At 64.8% G+C, this 18257-nt stretch carries 12 protein-coding genes and 3 rRNA genes; 7 read left to right on the top strand and 8 right to left on the bottom strand.

Annotated elements, in window-relative coordinates; translation table 11 throughout:
• Nucleotides 1-234: 234 nt before the first annotated feature.
• Nucleotides 235-999: a helix-turn-helix domain-containing protein gene (locus F4561_RS30945; RefSeq protein WP_246438312.1), complete on the bottom strand. Its 765-nt coding sequence runs from the start codon at nt 997-999 to the stop codon at nt 235-237.
• Between the two features lie 760 nt (nt 1000-1759).
• On the opposite strand from F4561_RS30945, the gene F4561_RS30940 reads away from it, so the two are divergent.
• Nucleotides 1760-2068, top strand: a complete 309-nt coding sequence (locus tag F4561_RS30940) for a hypothetical protein (RefSeq protein ID WP_184585217.1) — start codon at nt 1760-1762, stop codon at nt 2066-2068.
• A gap of 1139 nt (nt 2069-3207) precedes the next feature.
• Nucleotides 3208-3990, top strand: a complete 783-nt coding sequence (locus F4561_RS30935; protein WP_184585216.1) for an SDR family oxidoreductase — start codon at nt 3208-3210, stop codon at nt 3988-3990.
• A gap of 144 nt (nt 3991-4134) precedes the next feature.
• Here the strand turns inward: F4561_RS30935 and F4561_RS30930 are convergent, their stop codons facing one another.
• From F4561_RS30930 to F4561_RS30915, 4 genes are all read right to left on the bottom strand, one after another.
• Nucleotides 4135-4785, bottom strand: a complete 651-nt coding sequence (locus tag F4561_RS30930; RefSeq protein WP_184585215.1) for a formylglycine-generating enzyme family protein — start codon at nt 4783-4785, stop codon at nt 4135-4137.
• A gap of 180 nt (nt 4786-4965) precedes the next feature.
• Nucleotides 4966-5084, bottom strand: a 5S ribosomal RNA gene (gene rrf, locus F4561_RS30925).
• A gap of 78 nt (nt 5085-5162) precedes the next feature.
• Nucleotides 5163-8247 (bottom strand): 23S ribosomal RNA (locus tag F4561_RS30920).
• Between the two features lie 572 nt (nt 8248-8819).
• A 16S ribosomal RNA gene (locus F4561_RS30915) occupies nt 8820-10356 on the bottom strand.
• The 16S, 23S and 5S rRNA genes sit together here, the layout of an rRNA operon.
• 1167 nt (nt 10357-11523) lie before the next feature.
• Between F4561_RS30915 and F4561_RS30910 the strand changes: the two genes are divergently transcribed.
• Entirely contained in the window at nt 11524-12870 is a 1347-nt protein-coding gene (locus F4561_RS30910) for a NupC/NupG family nucleoside CNT transporter (RefSeq protein WP_184585214.1), read from the top strand.
• Between the two features lie 241 nt (nt 12871-13111).
• Here F4561_RS30910 and F4561_RS30905 read toward each other — a convergent pair whose 3' ends face one another.
• Nucleotides 13112-14107 carry a GlxA family transcriptional regulator gene (locus F4561_RS30905; RefSeq protein WP_184585213.1) on the bottom strand — a complete coding sequence of 332 codons (996 nt, stop codon included), beginning with the start codon at nt 14105-14107 and terminating at the stop codon, nt 13112-13114.
• A gap of 51 nt (nt 14108-14158) precedes the next feature.
• Here F4561_RS30905 and F4561_RS30900 point away from each other — a divergent pair, with 51 nt between their 5' ends.
• The 4 genes from F4561_RS30900 (at nt 14159) to F4561_RS30885 (ending at nt 16050) form a co-directional block, all read left to right on the top strand.
• Nucleotides 14159-14590, top strand: a complete 432-nt coding sequence (locus F4561_RS30900) for a cupin domain-containing protein (RefSeq protein WP_184585212.1) — start codon at nt 14159-14161, stop codon at nt 14588-14590.
• A 106-nt stretch (nt 14591-14696) separates the two neighbouring features.
• A complete protein-coding gene (locus F4561_RS30895) occupies nt 14697-15032 on the top strand; it encodes a hypothetical protein (protein ID WP_312885730.1) in 336 nt (111 codons plus the stop codon).
• Nucleotides 15029-15466: a MarR family winged helix-turn-helix transcriptional regulator gene (locus F4561_RS30890; protein ID WP_184585211.1), complete on the top strand. Its 438-nt coding sequence runs from the start codon at nt 15029-15031 to the stop codon at nt 15464-15466. The genes F4561_RS30895 and F4561_RS30890 overlap by 4 nt, the downstream gene beginning before the upstream one ends.
• Nucleotides 15467-15810: 344 nt before the next feature.
• Nucleotides 15811-16050, top strand: coding sequence for a DUF4190 domain-containing protein (locus F4561_RS30885; RefSeq protein ID WP_184585210.1), 240 nt, complete (start codon nt 15811-15813; stop codon nt 16048-16050).
• Nucleotides 16051-16141: 91 nt separating this feature from the next.
• On the opposite strand, the gene F4561_RS30880 is transcribed toward F4561_RS30885, so the two are convergent.
• Together F4561_RS30880 and F4561_RS30875 are read right to left on the bottom strand one after the other, a co-directional pair.
• Nucleotides 16142-16642 (bottom strand): carboxymuconolactone decarboxylase family protein, encoded by a 501-nt coding sequence (locus tag F4561_RS30880; RefSeq protein WP_184585209.1) that lies wholly within the window; start codon nt 16640-16642, stop codon nt 16142-16144.
• 142 nt (nt 16643-16784) lie between these two features.
• A complete protein-coding gene (locus tag F4561_RS30875) occupies nt 16785-18251 on the bottom strand; it encodes an MFS transporter (protein WP_184585208.1) in 1467 nt (488 codons plus the stop codon).
• Between the last annotated feature and the right edge of the window lie 6 nt (nt 18252-18257).

The raw sequence follows: 18257 nt of genomic DNA, 5'->3' as shown, positions 1-18257 counted from the left end.
GATCCCTGTCTGCCCGTCCACCCGAGCGGAAGGCGTCAGTTTAGAACTGTATGGAGTTGTCTCCAAGCAGACTAGCAACCCGAAGTGTCCGATCCCGGCTCTACAGGGGTCGTTTCACTCCAAGCGTTTTCGATGGCCTCCGCGAGTCGGGACCGAACCACCCAGGCGGATGGGACGATGAGGCTTCGCGCCGCGCACCGGCTGCTCCCGGCAGCGGGGCGTGTGGCGTGAAACTCAGGTGAGCAACGCGAGCCTCCGCAGCGTACTGACCGTGGACTCGCGGGTGCTCGCGACCGCGGTGATGCGCCGCCAGACGCCCTGGCACCGGTGCACGCCGTCGTCGGACTCCACGATCCCACCTCCCTGGGGAGCGTCGACGAAGGCGAGGGACGCCTCGTCCTCGTCGAACCCGAGTACGGTGAACGGTCCGGCGGCCCCCGCATGCAGCCCTGCCGACGTGGGAAGCAACTGGAGCACAACGCGGTCGTGCTCCGTCCCGAGCTCGATCAGCCGGCGTAGCTGGGCGTTCAGGAGCCGCCGGTCGGAGCCGAGACGCTGCAGGGCGTCCTCCTCCACCACCGCGTGGTACCGCTCCAGCGGGTCGCGGTCGAGCGCTTCCTGGCGCTTCAGGTACGCCGCCACCGTGCGTTCAACCGCGCGCTCGGTACGTCCCTGCGAGCGCGCGAACGCCGCAGTGTACTCGGGCACCTGGAGGAGGTCCGGTACGAGCATCCCGGCATAGGTGTCGATGGACACAGCGCCCGCCTCGTTCCCCACGTACGCCGAGGAGATCACGTCCTCGTACTCGGTCCACCAGGGACGCAGACGCGACTCGCGTACCAGAGTGAGGATCGCCTCACGCTGGCCTCCGGTGACTCCGTACAGCCGGAGTAGAGCGGAGACCTCGATGACCGAGGGCCACTTGCGGATCCCGGTCTCAATGTGCCCGAGCTTGGCCGGGGACCATTCGAGCACGTCGGCAACATCGCTGAGTGTCATTCCGGCTTGGACACGACGCTTGCGCAACTCCGCGGAAAGCCGGCGGCGTCGAACGGTAGGACTGGTCATGACGCTGTCCATAAACACTGGGTACAAGTGCCGTGACTCCAGAGAAGCACTCGACCTAGCCTCTAGCAATGCATTTCTAGAAATCGGCCTCCCGAACGCGGTACCTCTTCGTTCCGCCGCTCCACCCCGGATTTCGGTCCATGCCAAACAGGGAACTCGCCGTCCGCCGCGATCCGGGGGACCCTCGCAGGTCACCAGCGATCGCCCAGGAAAGGCACACGTCGTCCGCAGCGGTACCGCACCGCGAGTACGGGCGCGGCTGCCCTTTCGGGACTGGAACCCGCCACCCAGGGAGATGTGACGCGTGCGAATGCTGGTGTCCATGTGCCAGCCCGCCATTGGGGCGCTCACCCTGTCGCGCTCGTCCGCCCCGAACCACCGGGTCTATCCTGCCCATTCAGCTCATCCGGAATCGGCGTAGCAACCGTGTCCAGCCGGGGTAGCGGGCGCCTGAACGCTCCCCGCGATCCGGGGCTCGGCCGCGGTGCATCGCGCCCACGACCACGGCCGCCGCGGAGACCAGCGGCAGACGCAGCCCAGGGCGGGGAGATGTAGGGGTGCGGAGGTGTGCGCGCCGTTACAGCGTGCACAGCGGCGCTCACTCGACAGCGACCATAGAAGTTCCGGGAGAACATACGATGCAGGATGGATCGCTGAGGGTATTCGCCCTCGTGAACACGCTAGGAACCCTATGAAGCATCCCATCGACGACACTGAGCAGTTGATCGCGAACGCCGAACAGGAGGTCCCACCGTCCGTCCGATCGCGGCTCATCGCGAAGATCCGCACAGGGGCCCACGTCGACGACGCGGCACGTGAGCTGGGGGTGAACCCGCGTCGTGTGTTCTCGGCCGCGCGTATCCTGAGCGCCTTCGGAGAACAGCTCGACACCACGCTGATGGCGGAGCGCGATCCCGATCTTCCGCACGGCACCGTCACCGGATACAACAAGCGCTGCCGGTGCCCGCAATGTCGCAGTGCCGTGAACCGCCAACTCTGATCGGCGCCAGCCCGCTCCAGCGGCGTCCCGGCCCCGTCGCCGCCGTATCCCACGGTCCCCAAACGGATACGCGGGGCCACGGGGGTTGCCCCAGTGCGTTCGGCCGCGCTTCGGCCGGATGTGGACATTTCATGAAAAGCGTAGCGGCGCGTCGGCATGGTCCCCCGGATCACCCCAGTGCATCGCTTCGTCCGCGAAACGCCTGGTAACGCACTTGCTGTACCCGTGTCAGGGATTCGGCGGGAACGGGGCGCTCGCGAACTCCCCTGGTCACTGACCGTTGTTCGGCGAGATCGGGCTTTTCATGCTTATTGATCTTGAACCCAGGGAAACCCCCTGACCATGAGTGAGCGTGTCGACTGGGCAGCGATGACCGACGACGAATTCATCGCGCTGATACAGCAACTAATGGAGCCCTCCGCGGACGACCCCGACGAAGAAGAGTAGCCCTCTCTTCCCCCACCGTGCGGCAGGCGGTCGCCGCCCGCCGTGTAGTGCGCGTGTGCCGAGGCCCAGGACAGGGAACCACGCGACGCATCGTGTCTCACCGCTGCCGAGCGGGATGACCGGAGCGCGCTGTCTCTGGTGGACCGGCTGGACCGGCGAATAACGAGACCTCTCGTGCCGCCCACACGTCGCCGGTCGATCCGGCCTCCGGGAACAGCAGCCCGAGGAGCGCGCACAGTCTCGTCCCGCACGACGGCCAACTGGCCGGCCGCATCGTGCCCAGTGAACCTGACCGAACAGACCTCCGTTGGAACTCCCTTCGCGGCCCCAGGACGATCCACCCGAGTGGCGGGACCATCTGCACCTCCCGATGGGATCGCCGCATCACACCGCCGAGCGAGCCACCACAGGGCACCCCAAGGCACCCCGAACGCCGCCGTTCCCCACGTACGAGCAGCGTGAGAGCGCGACATGGCGCCGCGTCGCTTTGTGGCCGCACTGCTCTGCCCACCCGCGCCCACGCCTGCCGCGGTCTCGTGGGGCGACGCGGTTGCCGCCGTCCGGTTTCCGGTTTCCGTTCGGTTGACATGGCGACACCCGGGTGGGCCGAAAGGCAACTCGGGGTAGCGGGCGACGCAACGGCTAATAGCCGTCTCACCGAGGCATGATCACTGGGGAGAGAAGGGGGCCCTATGGCAACGACGCTCGTCACCGGCGGTTCCGGGACACTCGGCCGGCATGTCGTGGAACGACTGATCGACGCGGACGAGGAGACGCGCGTGCTGAGCCGGCGTTCAGCCCCGGTCTGGCCGAACGGAGCTGAGTGGTTCACCGGCGACCTCACCAGCGGTCACAGGGTCAGGCAGGCGGTGCAGGATTGCACAACGGTTATCCACTGCGCCAGCGACCCGTGGGAGAGAACGCGGGACGTAACGCAGGCAGGAAACCTGCTGAGCGAGGCGGGACGGGCCGGTGTCGAGCACGTCATCTTCGTGTCCATCGTCGGCTGCGACCGGATTCCGTCCAGTTACAACCAGACCAAGGCGGCCGTGGAAGGGCTCTTCGAGGAATCGGGGCTGGGCCACACGATCCTGCGCGCGACGCAGTTCCACGAGCTCCTCGAATGGGTGCTGGACGCGGCCAGTCGTTCCCCGGTGGTGCCGGTGCCAGCGAAGACGTATCTTCAGCCCATCGCGGCCGCCGACGTGGCGGAACGACTGGTGGAGTTCGTGAAGGGCCCACCGCAGGGACGCGTGCCCGATATTGGCGGTCCAGAGGTCCGGACCGCCAGGGATCTCGCGAACCTGTATCTCGCCGCACGCCACGTCCGCGCGCGGGCAACGAGCATCCCTCTTCCCGGCGCGCTGGGCTCGGCGCTGCGGTCAGGTATGTTGCTGGCTCCGGATCACCGGGAAGGGCACCAAACCTGGGAGTCCTACCTCAGAGAGACCACCCGCGAGCGCAAAGCCCGCTGAGGAGCGCTCCCTGGAAACCGGCCGGGGGAGTGGTCGACTCGTTGGTCTGTCTCGGAGGGCGCACCAAGGGTGCGCCAAGGATACGGCGAGGGTGCGGACGCCCCAGCGCACAGTAGGTGGACGCCGAGTGGTCGAGCTGGTCTCTCACCGTGTTCGGGCCAGTCGGAATCCCAGGTCGTCGATACGCAGGGTCGGGTGGCTCTTGCGTCGGGACGACGCGCGGCACCCGCGGGGGTGGTCCTGCCATCCTCCACCGCGGAACACCCGGTAGGGGCCGTAGACACGAGGGTCGTAGACATCCCAGCACCATTCCCAAACGTTGCCGATCATGTCGTGGAGTCCCCACGCGTTGGGAACCTTGGCGGCTACGTCGTGCACCATGCCATCGGAGTTCCCGCGGTACCAGGCGATCTCGTCCAGCTCTCCGTAGCGGTCACCTGAGCTCCCGGCCCGGCATGCGTACTCCCACTCCGCCTCGGTGGGAAGCCGATAACCGTCAGCCTCCCAGTCGCAGACCACATCCTGACCGTCGGGGTCATCGCCGATCGAGTAACAGGGGGAAAGCCCTGTCTCTTGGGAGAGCAGGTTGCAGAACCGAACGGCCTCGATCCAGCAGACCTCCGTTACCGGGGTCCGCGATCCCGCGGAACTCGCTGGGGCCGCACCTTGGACCACGCTGTACAACTCGCGGGTCACGGGATGGGGCGCCAGGAGGAAGGGCCGAACCTCGACCTCCCAGTTTCGCTTCGCTCCCTCGTCGCGGAGAACGATGTCCCCGCCTGGGATCGCGAGCATCCGCTCGGGGAGATCGCCTAACGACCTCGATCCAAGGTCCACACAGGTCCTCTCCACATCGGACGGGGTGCTCTCCGGAATATCCGCAATCCCCAGGAAAATCAAGTACGCGTTCCCATTCCTGGGGCATGAAAATAAGGAGGGGTGGGAGCTGTGCTCCCACCCCTCCTTTTGGGGTAATCGTGGCGGTGTCCTACTCTCCCACCCCACACCATGGGGGCAGTACCATCGGCGCTGTGGGGCTTAACGACCGGGTTCGGAACGGGTCCGGGTGTTTCCCCCACGCTATGGCCACCACGAAACTCACCTGATTTGTGGATCCCCACCCACGCGCGGGCGTGTGTGGGGGTGTGTGTGCGCGAGTGTCCAGCATCTGCGGTGGGCAAGCCCTCGGCCGATTAGTACCGGTCAGCTCCACCCCTCACAGGGCTCCCACTTCCGGCCTATCAACCCCATCATCTCTGGGAAGCCTTACCCCCCATAGGGGTGGGAGACCTCATCTTGAAGCGTGTTTCCCACTTAGATGCTTTCAGCGGTTACCACATCCAGACGTAGCCAACCAGCCATGCCCTTGGCAGGACAACTGGCACACCAGAGGTCTGTCCATCCCGGTCCTCTCGTACTAGGGACAGCCCTTCACAAGTCTCCAACGCGCGCAGCGGATAGGGACCGAACTGTCTCACGACGTTCTAAACCCAGCTCGCGTGCCGCTTTAATGGGCGAACAGCCCAACCCTTGGGACCAACTCCAGCCCCAGGACGCGACGAGCCGACATCGAGGTGCCAAACCATCCCGTCGATACGGACTCTTGGGGAAGATCAGCCTGTTATCCCCGGGGTACCTTTTAGCCGTTGAGCGACGCCACTTCCACACGCCGGCGCCGGATCACTAGGCCCTGCTTTCGCACCTGCTCGACACGTCCGTCTCACAGTCAAGCTCCCTTATGCCCTTACACACACCACCTGATTACCAACCAGGCCGAGGGAACCATTGGGCGCCTCCGTTACCATTTAGGAGGCAACCGCCCCAGTTAAACTACCCACCAGACACTGTCCCCCACCCGGATCACGGGCGCGGGTTAGGTGCTCGACAAGGCAAGAGTGGTATTTCACCAACGCCTCCACCACCACTAGCGTGGCCGCTTCACCGGCTCCCACCTATCCTACACAAACCATCCCAAACACCAATATCAAGCTATAGTGAAGGTCCCGGGGTCTTTCCGTCCTGCTGCGCGAAACGAGCATCTTTACTCGTAGTGCAATTTCACCGGGCCCATGGTTGAGACAGCGGGGAAGTCGTTACGCCATTCGTGCAGGTCGGAACTTACCCGACAAGGAATTTCGCTACCTTAGGATGGTTATAGTTACCACCGCCGTTTACCGGCGCTTAGATTCCCAGCTTCACCCCTAAAGAGCTAACCGGTCCTCGTAACGTTCCGGCACCGGGCAGGCGTCAGTCCGTATACCGCGTCTTACGACTTCGCACGGACCTATGTTTTTAGTAAACAGTCGCTTCCCCCTGGTATCTGCGACCCCACCCAGCTCAAAGAGCTACGTCTCATCACCAGACAGGGCTCCCCTTCTCCCAAAGTTACGGGGACAATTTGCCGAATTCCTTAACCATGGTTCACCCGAACGCCTCGGTCTACTCAACCAGACCACCTGCGTCGGTTTCGGGTACGGGCCGCCCACGAACTCGCTAGAGGCTTTTCTCGGCAGCACGGGATCACCCACTTCGCCACACACGGCTCGACATCACGCCTCACCCACTTGCGGCCCGGATTTCCCTGGGCCGCGGGCCACACGCTTATCCCGGGAACTACCATCGCCCGGGCTGGGCTACCCCACTGCGTCACCCCATCACTGACCACCCACCAACATCGGACCCCACACCATGCCCCCACCACCCCAAAAGGGCAGCAAGCACATGAGTGTGGTTAGCATCAGTTGGCAGCGGTATGGGACGCTCGCGAACGGGTACGGGAATATCAACCCGTCATCCATCGACTACGCCTGTCGGCCTCGCCTTAGGCCCCGACTCACCCTGGGCGGATCAACCTGCCCCAGGAACCCTTAGTCACTCGGCGCCAGTGTTTCTCACACTGGTATCGCTACTCATGCCTGCATTCTCACTCGCACCCACTCCACACCCGGTCACCCGAACGCTTCACCGCGGGCACGACGCTCCCCTACCAACCCCCCAACCGGGGGGCTCCACAGCTTCGGCGGTGTACTTAAGCCCCGCTACATTATCGGCGCAGAACCACTTGACCAGTGAGCTATTACGCACTCTTTCAAGGATGGCTGCTTCTAAGCCAACCTCCTGGTTGTCTGGGCAACTCCACAACCTTACCCACTCAGCACACGCTTAGGGGCCTTAGCTGATGATCTGGGCTGTTTCCCTCTCGACCACGGAGCTTATCCCCCGCAGTCTCACTGCCGCGCTCACACCCATTGGCATTCGGAGTTTAGCTGACATCAGTAACCCGCAAAGGCCCATCAACCAACCAGTCGCTCTACCTCCAACAGGAACCACACGACGCTGCACCTAAATGCATTTCGGGGAGAACCAGCTATCACAGGGTTTGATTGGCCTTTCACCCCTACCCACACCTCATCCCCCAGGTTTTCAACCCTGGTGGGTTCGGGCCTCCACGACCTCTTACAGCCGCTTCACCCTGGACATGGGTAGATCACCCCGCTTCGGGTCTCCAGCACGCGACTCAAACGCCCCTTTAAGACTCGCTCTCGCTACGGCTCCCCCACACGGGTTAACCTCGCCACGCACCACAACTCGCAGGCTCATTCTTCAAAAGGCACGCCATCACACCCACAGGTGCTCTGACGGCTTGACAGCACACGGTTTCAGGTACTCTTTCACCACCCCTCACCGGGGCACTTTTCACCTTTCCCTCACGGTACTCGTCCACTATCGGTCACCAGGACGTATTCAGGCTTGACAGGTGGTCCTGCCAGATTCACACGAAATTCCACGAGCTCCGCGCTACTCGGGACCATGCCCCAGACATCATGTCAGACCTTCGCCTACGGGACTCTCACCCACTCCGGCACCGCATTCCAACGGCTTCAACTACCCCAACACAACACCCGCCCAGCCGGCAGACCAGACACAGGCACATCCCACAACCCCACACACGCAACAGCCGCCGCCTATCCCACGCGCATGGTTTAGCCACATCCCCATTCGCTCACCACTACTAAGGGAATCACATATTGTTTTCTCTTCCCGCGGGTACTGAGATGTTTCACTTCCCCGCGTCACCACCACTGCCCTATACATTCAGACAGCAGCAACCCGACACAACTCGAGCTAGGTTTCCCCATTCGGACACCCACGGATCACAGCCTGGTTGACAACTCCCCGTGGACTATCGCGGCCTCCCACGTCCTTCATCGGCGCCTGGTGCCAAGGCATCCACCGTATGCCACACACACTTGACCACCACAGATACAAGACACTCGCGCACACTATCCACAAATCAAAAAACCAACCACACACCCAACCACAACCCCACGGCCACACCCGAAAGCCCCTCCAGCACACACACGCCAGAAACCGACAATCAAGCCCGACCACCAGGCACACCCACGCACCAGCAAGCACGCCCACGCCACGCCCACCCGATCCAGCTCAACCAACAAGCCACACCAAGCAGACACAACCCAGACACCACTCACCCGAGCGCGTCGCACCACAAAGGGTCTTCGTCAGGGTGGTCACCAAAAAAGCCACCACCACCGCCACGTCCAGACACCCACACACGCAGGCACCCACACGCACACGGCCAGGGTTGCTCTCTCAGACACCCAACAGCGCGCCCCCCACCCCCACACAGCAGCTACCAGCCACCACACAGAGAAAGGGGGGAAGTTTGTTTCCTCTTCAGCCACACCACCAGCCCACACGCAGCACCACCCCACACAAGGGCAGCACCACCCTGCAGACCAGTGTCCACATTCACCAAGCCCACCCGGGAGCACCCACACGGATGCCCCCCACTTCGGGCTCCTTAGAAAGGAGGTGATCCAGCCGCACCTTCCGGTACGGCTACCTTGTTACGACTTCGTCCCAATCGCCAGCCCCACCTTCACGCGCTCCCCCCACCAAGTGGTTAGGCCACACGTTTCGGGTGTTGCCAACTTTCATGACGTGACGGGCGGTGTGTACAAGGCCCGGGAACGTATTCACCGCGGCACTGCTGATCCGCGATTACTAGCGACTCCACCTTCATAGGGTCGAGTTGCAGACCCCAATCCGAACTGAGACCGGCTTTTCGGGATTCGCTCCACCTCACGGCATCGCCCACCCGCTGTACCGGCCATTGTAGCATGTTTGCAGCCCAAGACATAAGGGGCATGATGACTTGACGTCATCCCCACCTTCCTCCGAGTTGACCCCGGCAGTCTCCCATGAGTCCCCACCATCACGTGCTGGCAACACAGGACAAGGGTTGCGCTCGTTGCGGGACTTAACCCAACATCTCACGACACGAGCTGACGACAGCCATGCACCACCTGTCACCCACCAACCAAATGACCCCACATCTCTGCAGGTCCACAGGCAATGTCAAGCCTTGGTAAGGTTCTTCGCGTTGCGTCGAATTAAGCAACATGCTCCGCCGCTTGTGCGGGCCCCCGTCAATTCCTTTGAGTTTTAGCCTTGCGGCCGTACTCCCCAGGCGGGGCGCTTAATGCGTTAGCTACGGCACGGAAACCGTGGAAAGTCCCCACACCTAGCGCCCAACGTTTACAGCATGGACTACCAGGGTATCTAATCCTGTTCGCTACCCACGCTTTCGCTCCTCAGCGTCAGGTAAGGCCCAGAGACCCGCCTTCGCCACCGGTGTTCCTCCTGATATCTGCGCATTTCACCGCTACACCAGGAATTCCAGTCTCCCCTACCTACCTCAAGCATGCCCGTATCCACTGCACACCCACAGTTAAGCCGCGGGCTTTCACAGCAGACGCGACACGCCGCCTACGAGCTCTTTACGCCCAATAATTCCGGACAACGCTCGGACCCTACGTATTACCGCGGCTGCTGGCACGTAGTCAGCCGGTCCTTATTCCCCCCCTACAGTCAACCCCGAGAACACCCGAAGCCTTCGCCAAGAGGAAAAGAGGTTTACAACCCGAAGGCCGTCATCCCCCACGCGGCGTCGCTGCGTCAGGCTTTCGCCCATTGCGCAAGATTCCCCACTGCTGCCTCCCGCAGGAGTCTGGGCCGTGTCTCAGTCCCAGTGTGGCCGGTCGCCCTCTCAGGCCGGCTACCCGTAATCGCCTTGGTGAGCCATCACCCCACCAACAAGCTGATAGGCCGCGAGCCCATCCCCAACCAGAAAAAACCTTTCCACCCCCCACCATGCGGCACGAGGTCCTATCCGGTATTAGACCGCGTTTCCACGGCTTATCCCAGAGTCAGGGGCAGGTCACTCACGTGTTACTCACCCGTTCGCCACTCACCACCCCCAAAAGAGATGGCGCGTTCGACTTGCATGTGTTAAGCACGCCGCCAGCGTTCGTCCTGAGCCAGGATCAAACTCTCCATCAAAGGCCACACACCCCCACCCAACAACAGCAGGGGCAAACCTCAACGAAAAAACAGACCCTGACCAACCACAACACCCACACCACACAGGCATGAAGCGCCATGGCCAACCAAAGGAACCCCACAACACCCCCACACAAGGGGGCATCACACAGGGGCCAAAAAACAAACATGGCTAAAGAAAAACAAACACGCGCTGTTGAGTTCTCAAAGAACAACCACCCACCCCACACAAGCCAACCACCCAAAAACCAAGGCAGCCAACTCTTCAGAAGCAGCGGCAATCCGTTAATTCTTAAGTTACATTACCAGGCTTTCCCGGACCCCACCAAATTGGGTGATCCGGCTAAACCCGGTGCTTCCAAACATTCTCGCACACTGCGCAGGACGCGATTGCATCTCTGACAGAGGTACGCGAATAACTCCTTGAAAGCAGCCGTACACACCCCACGACTGGAGGCTGTCCGACTCAGGAAACCGCTCCAAGCTGTTGGACGTTGCTGTCCACGCAGAGCGACTCGGGCAACTATAGCCGCGTCGTCCTGCCCTGACAAACTCGGCACTTTGTGATCCAGGTCACGGAGAGTGGCGGCGTCCAGGGCGCGTGTCCAGTGTGTGGTCGTGCGTGGTTACCGAAGACGAGCCCTCGGATGCCAGCGAGCAAGGACTATCGGAGGCTCCCGCACACACGTAGCCCGCACCGCTGGGGCGGACGTCCACTCGGACGCGGCTTCAACCTCAGTGCGCCAAGCTGATCGACCGCACGCGGTCGATCCAAAGCTTCGCGACGCCACGACGTCATGTCGACAAATCGCCACGAGCCGGCGCGGGAGGATTCCCCGAACTCCCCAGGGTAGGGGGCAATTTCGATTCTCCACGGGCGACATTAAGCGACTTAACCGAAAAATTATTTGACGCGTATTGACAACGTCGCGCCGCTGCCTGCACTGTGCTTTGATTCGTCCGATCCGCCGTCGACACAACTCCCAGACGCATCTTCCTTCCGGTTCCTTCCGGCCCAGAAGAGCCCCGTACCCTGCACCGCAGTCCGTATACGGGACATGGTCCCCGGGGCCCTGCACAGCAATAAACCGCGACCTCCCCCGATACCTTCGCTTCCGCAGCTTTCAGTGTTTGACCAGCGCTAAAGTTCCTGGGTAATGGAGCACCATGAGCGTTCTCTGGGGCCTGGGCGGGATGCTCGTCCTTCTCGCCATCGCATTCGTTTTCTCCACCAACCGGCGCGCGATTAAGCCACGCACCGTGATCGCCGCGCTTGCCCTCCAATTCGGCTTTGGCGCCCTGGTCCTTTACTGGCCCGTTGGCCAACAGGCCCTGGAGGGGGCGGCGTTCGCTGTCACCGCCGTAATCAACTCGTCGAACGCGGGCATCGACTTCCTCTTTGGGCCGATCCTGCCGGACAACGGTGCGGCGTTCGCCTTCCAGGTCCTGCCGATCATCATCTTTGTTGCCTCGGTGACGGCCGTCCTGTACTACCTGCACATCCTGCAGTGGGTCGTCCGCATCATCGGCGGTGGGGTGCAGAAGGCCCTCGGCACGAGCAGGTCCGAGTCACTGAACGCGACCGCCAACATCTTCGTCGGACAGACCGAGGCTCCGCTGGTCATACGCCCCTACCTGCCCTCGATGACCCGCTCGGAGTTCTTCGCCGTTATGGTCGGCGGCCTCTCGACCGTCGCCGGGACGGTGCTCGTCGGCTACGCACAGCTTGGCGCGCGGATGGAGTTCCTGATCGCGGCGAGCTTCATGGCAGCCCCGGGCGCCCTGCTGATGGCGAAGATCATCATCCCGGAAACCGAAGAGCCGGTCATGGAGCCTGTTGAGGGCAAGTCGGACGACGATAGTGGCCGGGCGAGCGCGGAACCTCCCCCCGAGTCACGCGAGTCGACCGGGGAAGGCGGCGACGAACCACCGAAGGACAGCTCCGGTATGGGGGTCCGACTCGCCTCCGGTTCCTCCAGCGCAGTCGGCGAGCAGGGGCCCCGCAACGTAATCGAGGCCGCCGCGCGCGGCGCCTCCGACGGCCTGAAGCTCGCGGTGAACGTCGGTGCCATGCTGCTGGCGTTCATCTCGCTGATCGCCCTGCTGAACATGATGCTCGGCGGTGTCGCGGGATGGTTCGGAGCCCCCAACCTGACCTTCGAGCAGATCCTCGGCTACGTGTTCTCGCCGGTCATGTTCGTTATCGGGGTGCCGTGGGAGGAAGCCGTCGCCGCCGGCGGCTTCCTTGGGCAGAAACTGATCCTCAACGAGTTCGTCGCGTTCGCCTCGTTCGCGCCGGAGGCCGAGCAGTTCTCCCAGCGGACCATCACGATTACGACGTTCGCGCTGACCGGATTCGCCAACTTCAGCTCGCTGGGCATTCTGCTCGGCGGGCTCGGAAGCCTGGTGCCTTCGAGGCGATCGGAGATCGCCGAGCTCGGGCTGCGCGCGATCCTCGCGGGCACCCTGGCCAACCTGATGAGCGCCGCCATAGCCGGCATCCTGGTGACCTAGTGCCGGTGTCCGGGCGTTCCGACCATCGACGGCACCAGCCCGTGCCCAGAACTCTCTCGCCGGCCCTTTCGGTCGTCGGCACATCACGAGCGGGAACGCGGAATGATGTGGGAATCCCGCGGGAAGCACCGTGGAAAATCCCGCGGCACTCCCTGTCTTCCCTGGTCGGAACGTGTTGTTCGGAAGCGGTGCGCACCAGGGAAGAGGACGTGCCAGGTACGCCCCGGCCCCTACGGCATGATCAGGCCATCTCGGCCCGGCCGAAGCGGCGCCGGTACTCCGAAGGGCTGAGGCCGGTCGCACGGCGCATGAGCGTACGCAGGTGGGCAGCGGTTCCCAAGCCACTGCGCCGCGCGACCACGTCGAAGCGCGACTCGCCACGCTCGATCAGCCGGCATGCCAGCACGACGCGTTCTCGGGTGAGCCAGGCCAACGGTGTCGTGCCCAAGTGCGCCCGGAAATGCCGGTGCAGCGTGGCCGGGCTGACCGCTGCTCGCGCGGCGAGGTCGAGCACCGTTAGTGGTGTGTCCAACCGCTCACGGGCCCACTCCAGGACGGGCGACAGGGACGCGGTCGACGGGTCGGGGACGGGACGCTCGATGAACTGCCGCTGCCCGCCATCCCGGTGGGCGGCGAACACGAGCCGCCGGCTCACGGTGTTGGCGACCTCCGCACCGTGGTCGGTGCGGACGATATACAGCCCCAGATCCAGCGCGGCCGCGCTGCCCGAAGAGGTGAGGACGTCTCCGTCGGCCACGAACAGCACGTCCTCCTCGAGGTGGACGGTGGGGAAGGACGAGCGGAACTCGTCCGCCCACTGCCAGTGTGTGGCGGCCCGTCTCCCGTGCAGGATGCCGGCTTCGGCCAGCGTGAACGCGCCACTGCACAGGCCGACCAGGCGCGCCCCCCGCGCGTGGGCCCGCCGCACCGCGTCGAGCACCGCCGGGCGCCGCGGCACGGCGACGTCGGGACGATTGGGCACGATCAGGGTGTCGGCGGTGTCGGCCGCCTCCAGGCCGGCGACCCCCGTGAGCGTGAAGAAACCGTCGCGCATCAGGGTCCGCGGCTCCGGTGCGCACAGGCGGAAGTCATACAGCTGGCGGCTCATCTCGGGCCGGTGCAGCCCGAACACCTCCGTGGCACAGCCCAGCTCGAACGGGTTGGAGTTCTCGTCCACGATGACAACAACACGGTGCAGCCTCGGCTCCCGGTTCGCGTGCGAGGATCCTTGCGTCATATGCGTTTCCTAGCACTTCCGCGGACCCGGCACAACGGCGAGGATCCCGCTATGAGCAACCGACCGATCTCTCTTAGCCAGGCCCTGGCCTCCTTCGACGCCGTGTGGAGTCCCCACGTCGTCGCCCGTGTCAACGACTACGACGTCCGGGTCGCGAAGGTCGAAGGCGAGCACGTCTGGCACGCCCACGCGGACACCGACGAGTTCTTCCTGGTACTCGACGGAACGTTGGAGATCTCGCTGCGCGAGCCGGCTGGGGAACGCACGGTGCGGCTTCCGCGCGATTCCGTGTTCACCGTCCCACGGGGCACCGAACACAAGCCCTCGGCTCCCACTGGCGCCACGATCCTCATGTTCGAGCCCACCGGAACGTTGTCGGTCGGCGACCGTCAGGAGAACGTACCCGACCACCTCGACGTGACTACGGGACACGCGCTCTCCTCGAACGAGCCCGGGGGAGAGGGCGGATCCGACGCGCCATAGCCGCCGCTCCCGCCAGACACGCAACCGCCCGCGGCCCGGGACGACCGCCCATCGCGGTCCCGGGCCGCCCCCATCCCTGGCCGTGCTGGAGGAGTGGCACGCGAGTGTGAATGACGGGGATCTGCGGCGGTCCGCGAGAGCGGTGGGTGATCCGATCGTCGTCCTGGGGCCGAAGGGCGCTGGCCCGATCACGCCTGAGCAGTTCGCGGAATGGGTTGAGCGCTCCGGGATCAAGCTGATCCCGCGGTCATGGCACCCGGTCAGTGAGCGGCTGATGGTGGTCGAGGAGGACGCCACCTGGCCCGAGAACAAGGCGCCGACGCGCGTCGCGACGGTCTTCCGCGTCTCCGGCGGCAAGGTGACCGCCGCGCTGCGATTGTCCGACCTCAAGTCGGCACTCGAGCTGGCCTACATCTGCCGCGAGATGGCGGCGTCCGAATGACCGGCCAGGGGCCGGGCCAGGTCCTGTTCAACTTCGTGCGGCACTGGTCACGCCGACCCGCGACGGGGGACGCGGGGGCCGACCAGGGGCGACTCGTGCTGGTCAGCGAGGCGGTCCATTCCCTCGGGGAGCGCGGGATCTCTGCGACGGTCAACGCGATCGCGCACGAGATCGGGATCGACCAGAGCGGAGCCTCACGGCTGGTCAAGAGCGCTACAGCGGCCGGCTACCTGGCCATGGGGGCATCCGCGGCTGATGGCCGACAGCGCGAAGCGTCGCTCACCCCCGCGGGCCAATCCATGCTGGACCAGGCTCATCGCTGGCAGGAGGAGGTATTCGGCCGGCTGACCGCAGGTTGGAGCGAAACGAGACGCCGCGAATTCCAGCGGGCCATGACCGAGCTGATGGACCGGTCCTACGCGATGGACGCATGAGCCACGCCAACGCACCGTTGAGCACGGCAGCACCCGCATCCACCGGATCGTCACCGACAACGGAGCTTGCTACCGATCCGGCGACTTCGCCCGGATCGCCGGCCAGCGGACCCGGCACCAGAAGACCAAGCCCTGCGCCCTTCACACGGAAGCGCTACGTATCGGCTGTCGGGGGCGCTGCTCGAACGCGCCGGCGGGGCGGAGCGGGTGCGACGCGGGGCGCCCCAAGGTGCTCCACGACCGTGCGCGCCGCGTCCCCAGTCATACTGACGACACCGCCCAGCCGCCATCCCCACCTGGAGTCCCCGATGGTCCACCCGCACCAGCACGATACCCGGCCTCCGTTGAGTGCGACCGCGGTGTGGTCCCTCATCCTCGGCGTTCTCAGCGTGCCCGGGATCATACTGTTCGGTGTACTCGGCCTGCTGCCGGCCGCGGCGATCATCACCGGGCTCGCGGGCCTCCGCATCACCCACCGCCGGGGTTTCCGCGGGGTCGCGGCGGCTGCCACCGGTCTCGTGCTCGGGGTGGTGACGTTCATCATCACCTACTTGATGCTGCTCATTGTGGCCACTGTGCCCTGACCGAGGACGGGGGCGTACACCTCCGCCACTGAAATCGGGTGTGCCCGGGGTGGGGCGCGGAAGCCGCGCCCCACCCCGGGCACGTAGGGCACTACTGCCGCCACTGCTCCGCGGGTGCCGCACCGGGGAGCGGCTTGCCGATGAGAGCGAGGGGGAGGAAGAAGCAGACCTGGCCGATCGCCATGGTGAGCGTGGTGAGCGCCGTTTCGTCGTAGTGCTTGGACGCCTCGGCGTACAGGTCGTCGGAGACGCGCTCGCCCCGCGGGTTCGGGGTGAGGACGGCCTCCCCCAGAGCCAGTGCGGCACGTTCGGCGCCGCTGAAGTAGGGCGCCTCCTGCCAGGACGCCACGGCGGTGATGCGCTCCTCGGACTCTTCGGCCTTGCGAAGGTTGCCAGTGTGCAGGACGGTCAGGTAAGTGCTGGCGACGATCTGTCCGACGCGCAGCTGTACCAAGCTGATGGTGGTCTGCGGGATCGAGCCGTTCCCGGTGGCTTTGGACAGGGCTGCTCCGATCTCCCCCAGCTCCGGGACGAGCGTGGCGGGGTTGGGCAGCCGCGACTGGAGGTTGCCGTGCTCGGGGATCGTGGTCATGACGGGATCTCCCTTCTCGCTTGGTTTGGCGTTGTGCCGCTGTTATGACGAGCCGCGCGGGGTGGATGTGACCGGTGACCGAGGTTGGTCCGTGAGCTGCGGGTGACGACGGCTTTTCCGTTGCCGTGCCGCACTGGTTTGGTCACGAGTCGGCCCTTTGGGCCGCTTCGGCAGCGGTTGGCCGCTTCAGCTCACTGCTCTGGCTCGTCGGGCGTGGACGTAGCAGGAGCACGGTGACGAGGATGGCGGCCAGGTAGAACGCGCCCGCGCCGAGCAGGCCGGTCGTGTAGCCGTTGGTGAGCGCCTCCGGTAGCGCCGTTCCGGCGGGCTGGTTCTCGGCGGCGGTGACGGCGATGCTGGCCAGAGTCGCCAGGCCCAGGGCTCCGCCGATCTGCTGGCTGGTGTTGATGAGTCCGGAGGCGATGCCCGAGTCTTCGGGGGCGACGCCCTGCACACCGCTGATTGTGGCCGCGACGAAGCCGATGCCCAGGCCGATGCCTCCGACCATCTGGGCTGGCAGCAGGGTGACCAGGACGTTCTGGTCCGGGGTGAGCAGGCTGAACCAGCCCATCGCGACAGCGGCCACCGCCATGCCGATCGCCAGAACGTTCCGCGCGGACGTGCGGGCCTGCAGTTGGGGGCCGACCACGCTGGCGCCGATGCCGATGCCGATCGCGAACGGCAGGTAGGCCAGTCCTGTGATCATGGGCGAGTAGTGCTTGATCGACTGCATGTAGAGAGTGAGGAAGTAGAAGGTAGCCAGCTGGCCCGCGCCCATGAGCAGCATGACCAGGTTGGCGCCGAGCCTGCCGCGGTCAGCCAGCACGGCGGCCGGGAGCATCGGGTCGCGGACGCCGCGCTGGATGGCGGCGAACGCGGTTCCCAGCCCGAGGGCGATCGCGCCGAAGGTCAAGGTGAGCCCATCGGTCAGGCCGTCGGATCCGGCTCGGTCGATCGCATAGACCAGCGAGCCGAGCGCGAGGGTCACGGTGATCGCGCCGGGCAGGTCGATCCCGCCGCGCTGGCGGGTGCCGGGGACCACCGCGAGCGTGCCGGCGAGCACCAGGAGGGCGAAGGGGATGTTGATGAACATGATCCACCGCCAGCCCAGGTACTCGGTGAGCGCGCCGCCGAGCAGCAGGCCGACCACTGAGCCGAGGCCGCCCATGGCCCCGTACACGCCCAGCGCCTTGTTGCGCTGCGGTCCGGCGGGGAAGGTGTCGGCGAGTAGGGACAACGCGGCCGGGGCGATGATCGCGCCGCCCACACCCTGCAGCACGCGCGCGGCGATCAGTGTGCCGCCGTCCTGTGCCACACCACCCAGCAGTGAGGCGAGCAGGACCACCACCAGCCCGCCCCGGAACAGTCTGCGGCGGCCGAACAGGTCACCAGCGCGTCCTCCGGCCAGCAGCATTCCGCCGAATGCCAGCGCATAGGAGGTCAGGACCCAGTCCAGATCGGTCTCGGCGATGTTCAGCCCGGTGCCGATGACGGGCAGGCCGACGGTCACGATGGTGCCGTCCATCACGATCAGCAGTTGGGCGGCGGCGATCACCAGCAGCGCCAGACCGCTCTTGCCGTCGGGGCGGGTTTGGATGTGCGCAGACATCTGAGT

It is taken from the genome of Lipingzhangella halophila (assembly GCF_014203805.1).
GTDB lineage: Bacteria > Actinomycetota > Actinomycetes > Streptosporangiales > Streptosporangiaceae > Lipingzhangella > Lipingzhangella halophila.
The sequence above is the reverse complement of the archived record's forward strand: the minus strand, read 5'-3'. Positions and strand labels throughout refer to the sequence as shown.

Coding starts and splice junctions, on each gene's coding strand:
- F4561_RS30905 (WP_184585213.1), bottom strand. CDS start 14,107: ATGACGCAAGGATCCTCGCACGCGAACCGGGAGCCGAGGCTGCACCGT.
- F4561_RS30900 (WP_184585212.1), top strand. CDS start 14,159: ATGAGCAACCGACCGATCTCTCTTAGCCAGGCCCTGGCCTCCTTCGAC.
- F4561_RS30880 (WP_184585209.1), bottom strand. CDS start 16,642: ATGACCACGATCCCCGAGCACGGCAACCTCCAGTCGCGGCTGCCCAAC.
- F4561_RS30940 (WP_184585217.1), top strand. CDS start 1,760: ATGAAGCATCCCATCGACGACACTGAGCAGTTGATCGCGAACGCCGAA.
- F4561_RS30930 (WP_184585215.1), bottom strand. CDS start 4,785: ATGCTCGCGATCCCAGGCGGGGACATCGTTCTCCGCGACGAGGGAGCG.
- F4561_RS30875 (WP_184585208.1), bottom strand. CDS start 18,251: ATGTCTGCGCACATCCAAACCCGCCCCGACGGCAAGAGCGGTCTGGCG.
- F4561_RS30945 (WP_246438312.1), bottom strand. CDS start 999: ATGACACTCAGCGATGTTGCCGACGTGCTCGAATGGTCCCCGGCCAAG.
- F4561_RS30910 (WP_184585214.1), top strand. CDS start 11,524: ATGAGCGTTCTCTGGGGCCTGGGCGGGATGCTCGTCCTTCTCGCCATC.
- F4561_RS30890 (WP_184585211.1), top strand. CDS start 15,029: ATGACCGGCCAGGGGCCGGGCCAGGTCCTGTTCAACTTCGTGCGGCAC.
- F4561_RS30935 (WP_184585216.1), top strand. CDS start 3,208: ATGGCAACGACGCTCGTCACCGGCGGTTCCGGGACACTCGGCCGGCAT.